Source organism: Thiothrix sp. UBA5583 (assembly GCA_002425225.1).
GTDB lineage: Bacteria > Pseudomonadota > Gammaproteobacteria > Thiotrichales > Thiotrichaceae > Thiothrix > Thiothrix moscowensis.
In genome coordinates this window covers 5,640-18,064 of record DILV01000024.1, presented here as the reverse complement: position 1 = coordinate 18,064, position 12,425 = coordinate 5,640, and the positions used below count along the sequence as shown (strand labels likewise).

At 55.5% G+C, this 12,425-nt stretch carries 15 protein-coding genes; 14 read left to right on the top strand and 1 reads right to left on the bottom strand.

The window, feature by feature from the left end; all coding sequences use genetic code 11:
* A partial coding sequence (locus B2U47_RS08495) for a nickel-dependent hydrogenase large subunit (RefSeq protein ID WP_296674182.1) occupies window positions 1–1,489 on the top strand: 1,489 nt, incomplete at its 5' end.
* An 18-nt stretch (window positions 1,490–1,507) separates the two neighbouring features.
* Here the strand turns inward: B2U47_RS08495 and B2U47_RS08490 are convergent.
* Entirely contained in the window at window positions 1,508–2,068 is a 561-nt protein-coding gene (locus B2U47_RS08490) for a Uma2 family endonuclease (RefSeq protein ID WP_296674180.1), read from the bottom strand.
* Window positions 2,069–2,259: 191 nt separating this feature from the next.
* On the opposite strand from B2U47_RS08490, the gene B2U47_RS08485 reads away from it, so the two are divergent.
* The 13 genes from B2U47_RS08485 (at window position 2,260) to B2U47_RS08425 (ending at window position 12,315) form a co-directional block, all read left to right on the top strand.
* Complete coding sequence (locus B2U47_RS08485; protein WP_296674178.1) at window positions 2,260–2,772, top strand: glycine cleavage system protein R; 513 nt, start codon at window positions 2,260–2,262, stop codon at window positions 2,770–2,772.
* Between the two features lie 169 nt (window positions 2,773–2,941).
* Window positions 2,942–4,024, top strand: a complete 1,083-nt coding sequence (locus tag B2U47_RS08480; protein WP_296674176.1) for a hydrogenase small subunit — start codon at window positions 2,942–2,944, stop codon at window positions 4,022–4,024.
* Window positions 4,024–5,817, top strand: coding sequence for a nickel-dependent hydrogenase large subunit (locus tag B2U47_RS08475; protein WP_296674174.1), 1,794 nt, complete (start codon window positions 4,024–4,026; stop codon window positions 5,815–5,817). The genes B2U47_RS08480 and B2U47_RS08475 overlap by 1 nt, the downstream gene beginning before the upstream one ends.
* 21 nt (window positions 5,818–5,838) lie before the next feature.
* Window positions 5,839–6,036, top strand: coding sequence for a hypothetical protein (locus tag B2U47_RS08470; protein WP_296674172.1), 198 nt, complete (start codon window positions 5,839–5,841; stop codon window positions 6,034–6,036).
* 3 nt (window positions 6,037–6,039) lie between these two features.
* Window positions 6,040–6,714 carry a Ni/Fe-hydrogenase, b-type cytochrome subunit gene (cybH, locus tag B2U47_RS08465; RefSeq protein ID WP_296674171.1) on the top strand — a complete coding sequence of 225 codons (675 nt, stop codon included), beginning with the start codon at window positions 6,040–6,042 and terminating at the stop codon, window positions 6,712–6,714.
* Window positions 6,711–7,340, top strand: a complete 630-nt coding sequence (locus B2U47_RS08460; RefSeq protein ID WP_296674169.1) for a HyaD/HybD family hydrogenase maturation endopeptidase — start codon at window positions 6,711–6,713, stop codon at window positions 7,338–7,340. The genes cybH and B2U47_RS08460 overlap by 4 nt, the downstream gene beginning before the upstream one ends.
* Window positions 7,327–7,758, top strand: a complete 432-nt coding sequence (locus tag B2U47_RS08455; protein ID WP_296674167.1) for a hydrogenase-1 expression HyaE — start codon at window positions 7,327–7,329, stop codon at window positions 7,756–7,758. The genes B2U47_RS08460 and B2U47_RS08455 overlap by 14 nt, the downstream gene beginning before the upstream one ends.
* Window positions 7,759–7,772: 14 nt before the next feature.
* A complete protein-coding gene (locus B2U47_RS08450; protein WP_296674166.1) occupies window positions 7,773–8,615 on the top strand; it encodes a hydrogenase expression/formation protein in 843 nt (280 codons plus the stop codon).
* Entirely contained in the window at window positions 8,612–8,845 is a 234-nt protein-coding gene (locus tag B2U47_RS08445; protein WP_296674164.1) for a rubredoxin, read from the top strand. Before B2U47_RS08450 ends, B2U47_RS08445 begins: the two co-directional genes overlap by 4 nt.
* The gene (hybE, locus tag B2U47_RS08440) at window positions 8,805–9,299 is read left to right on the top strand and encodes a [NiFe]-hydrogenase assembly chaperone HybE (protein ID WP_296674163.1); all 495 of its coding nucleotides are present in this window, start codon (window positions 8,805–8,807) and stop codon (window positions 9,297–9,299) included. The genes B2U47_RS08445 and hybE overlap by 41 nt, the downstream gene beginning before the upstream one ends.
* Window positions 9,300–9,309: 10 nt before the next feature.
* Window positions 9,310–9,594, top strand: coding sequence for a HypC/HybG/HupF family hydrogenase formation chaperone (locus tag B2U47_RS08435; RefSeq protein ID WP_296674161.1), 285 nt, complete (start codon window positions 9,310–9,312; stop codon window positions 9,592–9,594).
* Window positions 9,591–10,712 (top strand): hydrogenase formation protein HypD, encoded by a 1,122-nt coding sequence (gene hypD / locus B2U47_RS08430; RefSeq protein WP_296674160.1) that lies wholly within the window; start codon window positions 9,591–9,593, stop codon window positions 10,710–10,712. Before B2U47_RS08435 ends, hypD begins: the two co-directional genes overlap by 4 nt.
* 211 nt (window positions 10,713–10,923) lie before the next feature.
* Window positions 10,924–12,315, top strand: coding sequence for a toll/interleukin-1 receptor domain-containing protein (locus B2U47_RS08425; RefSeq protein ID WP_296674158.1), 1,392 nt, complete (start codon window positions 10,924–10,926; stop codon window positions 12,313–12,315).
* Window positions 12,316–12,425 lie beyond the last annotated feature (110 nt).

Below are 12,425 nucleotides of genomic sequence, written 5' to 3'. Positions count from 1 at the left end.
CCACGGGAAATCCCAAAGAACCATCATGACCCGCACCTTCCTCGGCCCTTTCAACCGCGTCGAAGGCGACCTCGAACTCCAGCTCGACATGGATACCGACCATGTGCGCGAAGCCTGGGTGCGTGTGCCAATGTACCGGGGTTTCGAACAAATCCTGCAAGGCAAAAACCCCGATGATGCACTGGTGATCACCCCGCGCATCTGCGGCATCTGTTCCGTCTCGCAATCCGTTGCCGCCGCTTACGCTTTGGCAGACATGGCAAACGTTATCGCCCCACCCAACGGGCAACATTGCCTCAACCTGCTGTTGGCATGTGAAAACCTTGCCGACCACCTGACACATTTCTACCTGTTTTTCATGCCGGATTTCGCCCGCAATATCTACGCAGGGGAAAGCTGGTACAGTGCTGCGGCAGAACGTTTCACCGCCGTCAAAGGCACGGCAATCCGCGATGCACTGCCTGCCCGCGCAGCCTTCATGCACCTGATGGGCACGCTCGGCGGACATTGGCCACATACCCTCACGTTGCAACCCGGTGGCGTAAGCAAAGGCATCGACAGCCGCGAAAAAGTCCGCCTGTTGGCAACGGTGCAGCAATTCCGCCGCTTTCTGGAAACCACCCTGTTTGGCGACACGCTAGAGGCGGTGGCAGCACTTGATTCGCTCCCAGTGCTGGAAAACTGGCTGGCAAGCGCTAACCGTGCTAGCAGCGATTGCCGCCATTTCCTGCACATCGCAAACGCGCTGGAACTGGATAAACTGGGGCGGGCAACTGACCGTTTCATGAGCTACGGCGCATACCGGCAAGCAGGGGCGGCAGACCATCTGTTTGCGCAAGGCGTGTGGCAGCCGGATGCAGGCAGTGTGCAAGCCATCGTTTGCGAGCAAATCCACGAAGACCTGCACGCAAGCTGGATGAGCGGCAACGCCGAACCTTTGCACCCCAGCCATGGTGTGACTTTGCCCGACTACAGCAAGCCGGATGCCTATAGCTGGAACAAAGCGCCGCGTTTGGCTGGGCAAGTGGTGGAAACTGGCGCATTGGCACGGCAAATGGTCAACGCGCACCCACTGATCCGTGCTCTGGTTGCCCATTCCGGCGGCAATGTACAAAACCGTGTGATCGCCCGCCTGTTGGAGTTGGCACTGGTTGTGCCACAGATGGAGCAATGGATTAGAAACATCCAGCCCGGTGAGCCATTTTTCCAGCCAGCCAGATTGCCCGCCAATGCCACAGGGGTTGGTCTGGTAGAAGCGGCGCGTGGCAGCCTGGGGCATTGGGTCACGGTGCGCAACAAGCACATCCTCAACTACCAGATAGTTGCCCCCACCAGTTGGAATTTTTCCCCGCGTGACCGTGACGGAGCACCCGGCGCACTGGAACAGGCACTGGTCAATGCGCCGATCCGACCCGGTGAAACCGAGCCGGTCAGCGTGCAACATATCGTGCGTTCCTTTGACCCGTGCATGGTTTGTACGGCGCACTGAGTCAGCATGAATTCGGGGTTACATCAGGAAACGGTAAATATCGTCCACCGCCACTTCCAGTCCAACCGATTCCAGCATTAACACTTGCCCCGCCGTGTAAATCTCCCGTTCCCAGTCACGTACCCGCCGGTAAACCTCTATGTGCGGCGTATCCTGCGAACACAACACGTATTCCTGCAAACTTGCAAACAGCCGGTAGGCTGCCAGTTTCTCGGTGCGATCCTTGCGGGCGGTGCTGTCTGATAACACCTCGACAATCAAGCATGGCGAGGTGTTGGCGTAGGTTTCGGTTTCTTCCTCACAACTGACTTGTACATCGGGGTAATAATAGCGATCGGTTTCCAGCGAACGGATGCCCACTTTCATGTCAGACTGGAACACCTCACACGAGCTACCTTGCAGATGGTTGTACAGCAGGTTGGTAAATTTCATGGCAACACGGTTATGGGAGCGGCTCGCGCCCGCCATTGCGTACACTTGCCCGTCTACGTACTCGTACTTTTCATCATCCCCACGGCTATGTTCCCACTGCAAATACTCGTCTGGCGACATATAGCTGGATTTTGGCACTGCACCCACGTTGCACCTCGGTGTGGTTGGCAAGATACTCACAGCTTAGCCCAGCACTGTGCCAAAGGCAAAATGGATTACAGGCTTGTCCGTGTGTGCAATTCTGCTAGCTCTGCTGCTATATCCATGACCTATACCGCGTTTTTGCCCTCTACAAAACTGCTACAATCCAGCCATGACAACTGCAACAAGGAGTTTCCATGCAATCCTCACTGGTACTTACCGTGCTTGGTCCTGACCGCTCTGGTCTGGTCAAATCCATTGCCGAAGCTGTCAAGGCGCATCAGGGCAACTGGCAGGAAAGCCGCATGGTACATCTTGCCGGGCAATTCGCTGGTCTTGCCCACGTGACCCTGCCGACAGCGCAGGTTGCTGCCTTGCAACAGGCGCTGCGAGCCTTGCAGCAGGATGGCTTGCAAGTCCTGCTCACGCACAGCGATGCAGCCGCCCCGCGTAATATCACACCCCTGACGCTGGAACTGTTGGGGCAGGATCGTCCCGGTATCATCCACGATATTACCCAACAACTGGCAGCCCTCAATGTCAACATTGAGGAACTGGAAAGCGAGCAACGCGCCGCACCGATGTCCAGCGAACTGTTGTTCTACGCTCATCTGAAACTGGGTTTGCCGGATGGGGTGACGGCGGAAGATGTGCAAGGGGTATTTGAAAACATGCCAGACCCACTCACGGTCGACCTTAGCTTTAGCTGAAAACCAGGTTTACGGAAAAGAATGGAAAGTTGATAAGCGGCTTTCCATTGATAAACCGCAAAAACAAAAAAATCCTTGTTAAACAATTGTATGTAGTGTTGGCACGTCTCTTGCTATGCATCTATGTATTACCCGCTGGTAATCACACATTGCAGGTAGGAGGAGCCACATGCCTGAACTAGAAACCTTTTACGACGTGATGCGCCGCCAAGGCATCACCCGTCGTAGCTTCCTGAAATTCTGTAGCTTGACCGCAGCCGCTCTGGGGCTGGGGCCAGCCTTTGCACCCAAAATTGCCGAAGCGATGGAAACCAAACCGCGCACACCCGTCCTGTGGTTGCACGGTCTGGAATGTACCTGTTGCTCGGAATCTTTCATCCGTTCCGCGCACCCGCTTGCTAAAGACGTGGTGCTGTCGATGATTTCGCTGGATTACGACGACACGCTGATGGCTGCCGCTGGGCATCAAGCCGAAGCTATTCTTGACGAGATCATGACCAAATACAAAGGCAATTACATCCTTGCGGTAGAAGGCAACCCGCCGTTGAACGAAGATGGCATGTTCTGTATTCAGTCCGGCAAACCGTTTGTGGAAAAGCTGCGCCACGTCGCCAAAGATTGCAAGGCGATCATTTCGTGGGGTTCGTGTGCATCGTGGGGCTGTGTGCAAGCTGCTGCGCCGAATCCAACCCGCGCTACGCCGGTACACAAGGTCATTTTCGACAAGCCAATTATCAAAGTACCCGGTTGCCCGCCGATTGCTGAAGTCATGACCGGGGTGATTGCCTACATGCTCACCTTTGAGCGTTTGCCGGAGCTTGATCGCCAAGGTCGCCCGAAAATGTTCTACGGGCAACGTATCCACGACAAATGTTACCGTCGTCCGCACTTTGATGCAGGGCAATTCGTGGAGCAGTGGGATGACGAAGCCGCTCGCAAAGGGTATTGCCTCTACAAAGTCGGTTGCAAAGGCCCGACCACCTACAACGCCTGTTCGACGGTGCGTTGGAATGGCGGGGTATCGTTCCCGATCCAGTCTGGGCATGGCTGTATCGGTTGTTCCGAAGACGGTTTCTGGGACAAGGGCAGTTTCTACGACCGTTTGACCGACATCCAACAGTTTGGGGTGGAATCCAACGCTGATCAGATTGGTATGGGTGTGGCTGGGGTAGTTGGTGCTGCGGTTGCTGCACACGCGGCTGTCAGTGCCGTCAAACACGCACAGCGCAAAGACAAGGGAGGTGAACAATAATGGGCGCAATCAATACACCCAACGGTTTCAATCTGGATAACAGCGGGCGGCGCGTGGTGGTCGACCCGGTAACGCGCATCGAAGGTCACATGCGTTGCGAAGTCAACCTTGACGACAACAATGTGATCCGCAATGCGGTTTCCACCGGCACGATGTGGCGCGGTCTGGAAGTGATTTTGCGAGGGCGTGACCCACGTGATGCTTGGGCGTTTACTGAGCGGATATGCGGGGTTTGTACCGGCACTCATGCGCTGACGTCCTGTCGGGCAGTGGAAGATGCCTTGGGTATCCAGATTCCTGAAAACGCCAACTCCATCCGCAATATCATGCAGTTGTGCTTGCAGGTGCATGACCATCTGGTGCATTTCTACCATTTGCACGCGCTCGACTGGGTGGATGTGGTCTCGGCACTGAATGCTGACCCCAAGGCAACCTCGGATTTAGCGCAAAGCATTTCCAGTTGGTCGCGTTCTTCACCTGGCTATTTCCGCGATATTCAGAACCGCATCAAGAAGTTTGTGGAGTCGGGGCAATTAGGGCCGTTCATGAACGGTTACTGGGGCAACCCGGCGTACAAACTACCGCCGGAAGCCAACCTGATGGCGGTCACGCATTATCTGGAGGCGCTGGATTTCCAGAAGGAAATCGTCAAGATCCACACTATCTACGGCGGCAAGAACCCGCATCCGAACTGGCTGGTGGGTGGGATGCCGTGCGCAATCAATGTCCATGACACCGGCGCGGTTGGTGCAATCAATATCGAGCGCCTCAACCTGATTTCCAGCATTATCGACCAGACCATCGAGTTCGTTGATCAGGTCTATATCCCTGACCTGATTGCGATTGCCTCGTTTTACAAGGACTGGTTGTATGGCGGTGGTTTGTCCTCCAAATCGGTGATGTCGTATGGGGATATTCCTGATCGTGCCAATGATTATTCCGCCAGCAACCTGCTGATGCCACGCGGTGCCATCATCAATGGCAACCTCAAGGAAATCCACGAGATTGACTTGCGTGCGCCCGATGAGATTCAGGAATTCGTGACCCACTCTTGGTACAAATACCCGGATGAAAGCAAAGGTTTGCACCCGTGGGATGGCATTACCGAACCGAATTTCGCATTGGGGGCAAACACCAAAGGCACACGTACCGCGATTGAATCCCTTGACGAAGCCGCCAAATACTCGTGGATCAAAGCACCCCGTTGGAAAGGTCATGCGATGGAAGTCGGCCCCTTGTCGCGTTACATCATCGGTTACGCACAAGGCAACCCCGAATTCAAAGAGCCGGTCGATAAGCTGCTTGCCACTCTCGGTTTGCCGCTGGAGGCGCTGTTCTCGACCTTGGGGCGCACCGCTGCACGCGGTTTGGAAGCCTCATGGGCTGCGCACAAAATGCGTTACTTCCAGGACAAACTCATGGCGAATATCAAAGCGGGTGATTCTTCCACCGCTAATATCGACAAGTGGAATCCGGCAAGTTGGCCGAAATCTGCCAAAGGGGTGGGCTTTACCGAAGCACCACGTGGGGCATTGGGACACTGGATTGTGATCGAAGATACCAAGATCAAAAACTACCAGTGTGTCGTGCCGACTACCTGGAACGGTTCGCCGCGTGACCCGTCGGGCAATATCGGTGCGTTTGAAGCAGCGCTGATGAATACCAAAGTGGAAGTCGCTGACCAGCCTGTGGAAATCCTGCGTACCTTGCACAGTTTCGACCCATGTTTGGCGTGTTCCACCCATGTGATGAGTCCTGACGGTCAGGAAATGGCAACTGTCAAAGTCCGTTAAGCAAGCAGAGGAAAAGACACGATGAAACGTAACTGGATGGTATTGGGTTCGATGTTTGCCAGCACAACGGTCATGGCGCATCCGGGAGAACACGCAGATTTCCACGCATGGGAGGCCTTCGTGCATTTTGTCAGCAATCCCGATCATGTCGGCATTTTGGTCGGGGTAGCCCTGCTGGTGGCAGCGGCGCTGGTTTGGAGTACTGCTCGCGGGAGGTAAGTTATGGCTACGCAACAGGCGGTTTACGTCTATGAAACACCGGTGCGTCTGTGGCACTGGCTCAACGCTTTCTCGATCCTCGTGCTGGCGGTAACGGGCTATTTTATTGGTAGCCCCCTGCCCACCATGCCGGGGGAGGCGAGTGAGCATTTCCTGATGGGTTACATCCGCTTTGCACATTTTGCGGCGGCGTATGTGTTCGTCATCGGTTTTCTGGCAAGGTTTTACTGGTCGTTTGTAGGTAATCACCATGCACGCCAGTTGTTCCGTTTGCCGATTTTCAATGCCAAGTTTTGGCGCGAAGCCTTGTTTGAATTGCGTTGGTATTTCTTTCTGGAAAAGGAGCCGCGCAAGTACGCGGGGCATAACCCGCTGGCACAGGTGGCCATGTTCCTATTCCTGACGCTGGGCAGTGTATTCATGATCCTCACTGGCTTTGCACTGTATAGCGAAGGGCAGGGCGAAGGCAGTTGGTTTGATAGCTTCTTCGGCTGGGTGATTCCGCTGTTTGGGCAAAGTCAGGATGTGCATACCTGGCATCATCTGGGCATGTGGTACATCCTGATTTTTGTGATGATCCATGTGTATGTTGCCATCCGCGAAGACATTATGTCGCGCCAAAGCCTGATCAGCACCATGATCAGCGGCTGGCGCATGTTCAAGGATAATCGCCCATGAGTCAGAAAAAAGTATTGATTCTGGGAATCGGCAATCTGTTATGGGCGGATGAAGGTTTTGGGGTGCGGGCAATGGAATACCTGCACACCCATTACCAGTTCCCTGACCATGTGCAATTGCTGGATGGCGGCACACAAGGCATTTATCTGGTGCAGTACGTGGAAGAAGCCGACATTCTGGTGGTATTCGATGCGATTGACTACGGTCTTGCCCCCGGCACACTCAAACGGATCGAGGATGGTGAAGTCCCCAGGTTCATGGGGGCGAAAAAAATGAGCTTGCACCAGACCGGCTTTCAGGAAGTGCTGGCAATGGCGCAACTGCTCGACCGTTACCCCGAACACTTGCTGCTGATTGGCGTACAGCCGGTGGAACTGGAGGATTTCGGCGGTAGCCTACGCCCTGAAGTGAAAGCGCAAATCGAACCAGCCGCACAGCTTGCCCTGACGTATCTGGCGGAACATGGCATCCACGCTATCCCGCGCCCACAGCTACAAGCCGACCAGACACCCGGTCATGCCGCCTTGCATCTGCACGACTACGAAACCCAGCGCCCCAGTGCGGCACAAGCCTGCCGCATCGGTGATGAACGTTTTCTCGGGAGAATCCAGTATGAACCTGCTTGACCGTTTGACCGCTGATTTTGGCTACGCCTTGCTCACGGATCAGGCTAGCCTGGATGCTTTTGCCAACCCGCAGGAAAACACGGTTATCTTCCTGCCTGCCAACCCCCAGCATTACCCGGAAACACTGGATGTGGCAGTTGTCTTGCCCGAATTGCTGCGTGTTTTTGACAAGCGTTTGGGCGCAGCGGTGGCAGAGATGGTGTTCGCCAAAACCTTGGCAGCACAATATGGCATTACCGAATGGCCCGCCTTGCTGTTTTTACGTCATGGCGAGTATCTGGGGGTGATTACCCGGATACGCGACTGGGATGTCTACCTGAGCAAGGTCAATCATTTCATTGCCTCCTCCACGTTAGCCAAAGCGCCCGGCATCGGTATTCCCGTTGTCGGTGCGCCAATGGCTCGTTGTGGTCATTAGGGAGTTACACAACCATGATGAACATGAATCTTTTGGGTATCCCTGTTGTGGGTGTTGGCTCACAGCCTGAAGAAGAGGATACCTTGAACTACATGCAAATGCCGCAGGGTATGGCGACGTATCGCCCCACGATATTGCCGGAACAAGACGATCTGCTGGATTACCCGCACATCTTCACCCTGTTGCAACAGGTTCAGACGTTGCTGGATGTCGGGGCAGGATATCTCGACTTGTCCGCCACACCGTCTGCTGAAAAACGCCTGCTTAACCAGATACTGGGTGAGGGTGAAGTCAGCATTCTGTTTGATACAGGCAATGGTGGGCATATCGAAATTCAGGAAACCAGCCTGCCCGGTGTGTGGTGGCAGCGCACGGTGGACGCACTTCACACCTGTGTGGATGAAAGCCTGGAAGTGGCAGGGATTCCCGGTTTGATTCTTGATGCGACCTTTGCGGATGCCGCGTCGGTGCTGACATTGCCGGATAGCCAACACTTGCCGGAAGGCGTGATCAATGCACCGGGTTTGTTGATGGAATTGCAGGAACAGGTGCAACAGCAACATCTGGGGCATGTGATTAACTTGACCCTGTTGCCGCTCTCCCCGGAAGATCTGGAATGCATTACGCAAACCCTGGGTGTGGGCAAGAGTGCCATCCTGTCACGCGGTTATGGCAACTGCCGCATTACCGCTACCGGTATCCGCCATGTCTGGTGGGTGCAGTATTACAATTCCACCGACACCTTGATCCTGAACACGCTGGAAGTGGTGGCAGTGCCGTTGGTGGCGTGTGCCTCACCCGAAGATTTGGCGGATAGCCGCGAACGCTTGCAAGAAATCCGTGAGGCATTGCAATGAGCGCATTACTCAACACGTTTGAAGGTTCGTACCTCGGTCATGCCGAGCGTATTCCTGCCCAGGCGCGAATGGAATGCAAAATCTGTTGGCATGTCTATGACCCGGCACAGGGTGACGCCTATTGGCAGATTCCCGCTGGAACAGCATTCCGCGACCTGCCCGACCACTGGCGTTGCCCGGAATGTGACGGTGACAAACACCAGTTCATGGTGTTGCCTGATGCAGGCTGACCCGCGCATTGCAGCGTTGGAGGCGTATTTCCGCGAGGTGGAACAAACCCGGATGCGTGATGTGCCAATCCTTAACCCGCGTTTGCAGGTCGAGGCAGTCAGTTTCCAGCCGTTTGCAGATGGCTGGCTGGGCGTGTTGGTCAGCCCATGGTTCATGAATCTGGTGTGGTTGCCGTCAGTTGAAACGGGAGTCGTAGCTGCACCGGATTCGCTTACACTTGAATTACCCTCCGGCGCATACGAGTGTCAGCCGAATCAATCGGCAGGAGTCGGTGCATTTTATACTTGCTCGCTGTTTTCACCGGTGTTGCAGTTTGAAGATCAGGCGGCTGCGGTGTTGACCGCCCGGCACGTGATGCTGACAGTGCTGGATGAACAAGCGCATAATCCGGTGATACCGCCCAGTCAAACGCAGGTATCGCGGCGGGATTTTTTGCGCGGCAAGTTTTCATAAGGAGCAACCCATGTGCCTCGGCATTCCCGGTCAAATCACTGCCATTGTGGACGCAGCCAACCTTATTGCCACTGTCGATGTCGGCGGGGTGAAACGTGAAGTCAACATTGCCTGCATTGTCGATGATGTCCATTCCGTCGAACAATGTGTCGGTGACTGGGTGTTGGTGCATGTCGGTTTTGCCATGAGCCGTCTTGACGAGGAAGAAGCCGCCCGTACCCTGGCTTTGCTGGCAGAACTCGGCGACATGCAAGCCGAACTCGACATGATGCGGCAGATGGAGGGGCAGGCATGAAATACATCGACGAATTCCGCGACCCCGCTAAAGCTCGCAAGCTGGTCGACGAAATCCATAAACTGGCAGCCACCATCCAGCGCGATACACCGTTGCAACTGATGGAATTCTGCGGCGGGCATACGCACACCCTGTTCAAATACGGCATTGAAGCGATGCTGCCCGCTAACATCGAAATGGTGCATGGCCCCGGCTGCCCGGTGTGCGTGCTGCCAATGGCACGGGTGGATGATTGCGTAGCGATTGCCGAACAACCCGGCGTGATTTTCACCACCTTTGGCGATGCCATGCGCGTACCCGGAACCCGCAAAAGCCTGCTGCAAGCCAAGGCTGACGGCTGCGATGTACGCATGGTGTATTCGCCGATGGATGCGCTCGCGCTTGCCCGCAAACACCCCGACCGCGAAGTGGTGTTTTTCGCCCTTGGCTTTGAAACCACCATGCCCAGCACCGCGCTGACCCTGTTGCAAGCACACCGCGAAGGGCTGAAAAACTTTTCCCTGTTCTGCAACCACATCACCACGCCAGCGACCATGCGGGCAATCCTCACCGACCCGGATTTGCGGCTGGATGGTTTCCTTGCCCCCGGTCATGTCAGCATGGTGATTGGTGCGCAACCGTATGATTTCGTCACCCGCGACTACCACAAACCGCTGGTGATTACCGGCTTTGAGCCGCTCGACATCCTGCAAGCCTTGTGGATGCTGGTGAAACAAATTGCGGAAGGGCGCTGCGAAGTCGAAAACCAGTATGCGCGGATTGTGCCGCAGGCGGGCAATGCCGCCGGTTTGAAAGCGATTGCCGAGGTATACGAAACGCGGGAACACAGCGAATTTCGCGGGCTGGGAAATATTGGCGATGCGGGAATACAAATTCGGGCAGCGTATGCGGCTTACGATGCCGAGAAGAAATTCCACTTGCAAGCCGCTGCCAGTGCCCACGACCCGGAACACCTCAAGTGTGCGGATGTATTGCGCGGGGTGATGAAACCGTGGGAATGCCCAGCGTTTGGCAAGGAATGCAATCCGCAGACGCCGCTGGGGGCGCTGATGGTGTCACCGGAAGGGTCATGTGCGGCGTATTATGCTTACGGCAAGCTGGCGAAGCGTTCCGCCTGACCGTTAACGGATAACCTGCAAATCTAGATTGCCCGGTACACAGCCTTGTTTGCATCCGGCTCGTCCAGCAAGCAGGCAAGAATTGCTGAGGCATCAAGAATGACCTTACTCATCGGCAGCAGCCTGCAAATTCCATTCGACAAGCGGCATAAAAAATCCTATAAACTGTAAACCCATTAGCCATCACCAACTTGGGCTGCCTGCAATTGTGATGACCGCTTACCAATACGACATCTTTATCAGCTACCGCTTCACCCAGCACGACTGGGCGGAGGCGTTGGCGCACAATCTGGTGGCACAAGGCTACAAGGTGTTCATTGACGCTTGGGAATTGTACGGCGGGCAAAATTTCACGCAAGCCATCGAACAGGCGTTACGCTCGTCACGCTGCGCCATCCTGATTGCTACCCCCGAAGCGGCAGATTCCGGCTGGGTGCAGCATGAATACGAGCTGATGTTCAACCTCAAGCAAAAAGGCACGGGCTTTTTCTTTGTGCCGGTGGTGTGGGGCAAGTTTCCCGATTTTCCGTTTCTGGATATTGTCCATGCGGTGGATTTTGGCGACAGCAACGAAACCCGCTACCGCGAAGCATTCCAGCGGTTGCTGTGCGCCTTGCAGCAAAAACCGCCCGGTGCTGCGCCACGCTTTAACGGCTTGCTGAAATTGCCGCCCACTGCTTCCGCCGCGCCCATCAAACTGGCGCAGAAACAGCGCTCGTTTGTGGAAGACATTTTCACCTACGTCGATGGCGGGATGCCGGTGATGGTGCTGGCGCAGGAAGGTTTCAATACCCAGCATTACGCACAGGCGCTCAAGGAAAAAGCCGAATCGCGGTATGGCGAAAACAATGTGTTGCACATTTTTCCGCCCGCCAGCCTCAAAGCCAGCAGCGACCAGTATTTTGCGCGGCTGGGTAAGCAGTGCGGGTTTGCAGCCGACATCGCCAGCAGTTGGGAATGGTCGGAGGCGATGGAACAGCGTTTGCTGGATGGCGATGAACTGTTCCTGCTGGTGACAGGTTTTGAGAATGGCGCGGAAGACGCGCGGCGCGATCTGGCGGGGGAATTGCGCGGCCTGATTGAGGCGCACCCGCTGGAATTCCGGCTGGTGATGATCGGCGGCGAGCGGCTGGCGGCGATGAAATACGAGCATGGCGCGATGTCGTTCCTCAACAAGTTGGAGGAAGTGCCGTTGCCCTCGGTGTGTATGGAAGATGTGCGGGCGCTGTATCTGGCGCGGCAGGGTGAATTGACGGTCAGTGATACGGTGTTGCAGGAAGTGCTGGCGTTTAGCGGTCAGCATCCGCGTCTGGTGGAAGCCTGTTTGCGGGCGATCGAACGTGGGCAGGATGACTGGCAGGCAAGTGTTGAAGCCAGCAACTTGCCCGGACAATTGTTTGCGCGGTTTCAGGATGGCAAGGATCAGACCAGCCTGTGCAGTTATCTGCAACAAGTAGAATTGGGGCGTTATTCGACTTGGCCGCAGGATACACTGATACGGCGGTTGTACTGGCAGAATTTGTTGGTGGGGAATACCAAAGGGCGGCTGGTGTGGCGTTGTGAGCTGATTACACGGATTGGCAAGGAGTTGCTGGGATGTTGAAGAACCCTCACCCCAACCCCTCTCCCAGAGGTAGGGGGGCTAAGAGAATAGCGCAAAATTCTGCCTCCCCCTCTACCTCTGGGAGAGGGGGCTGGGGGGTGAGGGTCTTC

Excerpts from the sequence above, each read along its gene's own strand:
- B2U47_RS08485 (WP_296674178.1), top strand. The coding sequence starts at position 2,260 with ATGCAATCCTCACTGGTACTTACCGTGCTTGGTCCTGACCGCTCTGGT.
- B2U47_RS08480 (WP_296674176.1), top strand. The coding sequence starts at position 2,942 with ATGCCTGAACTAGAAACCTTTTACGACGTGATGCGCCGCCAAGGCATC.
- B2U47_RS08475 (WP_296674174.1), top strand. The coding sequence starts at position 4,024 with ATGGGCGCAATCAATACACCCAACGGTTTCAATCTGGATAACAGCGGG.
- B2U47_RS08470 (WP_296674172.1), top strand. The coding sequence starts at position 5,839 with ATGAAACGTAACTGGATGGTATTGGGTTCGATGTTTGCCAGCACAACG.
- cybH (WP_296674171.1), top strand. The coding sequence starts at position 6,040 with ATGGCTACGCAACAGGCGGTTTACGTCTATGAAACACCGGTGCGTCTG.
- B2U47_RS08460 (WP_296674169.1), top strand. The coding sequence starts at position 6,711 with ATGAGTCAGAAAAAAGTATTGATTCTGGGAATCGGCAATCTGTTATGG.
- B2U47_RS08455 (WP_296674167.1), top strand. The coding sequence starts at position 7,327 with ATGAACCTGCTTGACCGTTTGACCGCTGATTTTGGCTACGCCTTGCTC.
- B2U47_RS08450 (WP_296674166.1), top strand. The coding sequence starts at position 7,773 with ATGATGAACATGAATCTTTTGGGTATCCCTGTTGTGGGTGTTGGCTCA.
- B2U47_RS08445 (WP_296674164.1), top strand. The coding sequence starts at position 8,612 with ATGAGCGCATTACTCAACACGTTTGAAGGTTCGTACCTCGGTCATGCC.
- B2U47_RS08435 (WP_296674161.1), top strand. The coding sequence starts at position 9,310 with ATGTGCCTCGGCATTCCCGGTCAAATCACTGCCATTGTGGACGCAGCC.
- hypD (WP_296674160.1), top strand. The coding sequence starts at position 9,591 with ATGAAATACATCGACGAATTCCGCGACCCCGCTAAAGCTCGCAAGCTG.
- B2U47_RS08425 (WP_296674158.1), top strand. The coding sequence starts at position 10,924 with ATGACCGCTTACCAATACGACATCTTTATCAGCTACCGCTTCACCCAG.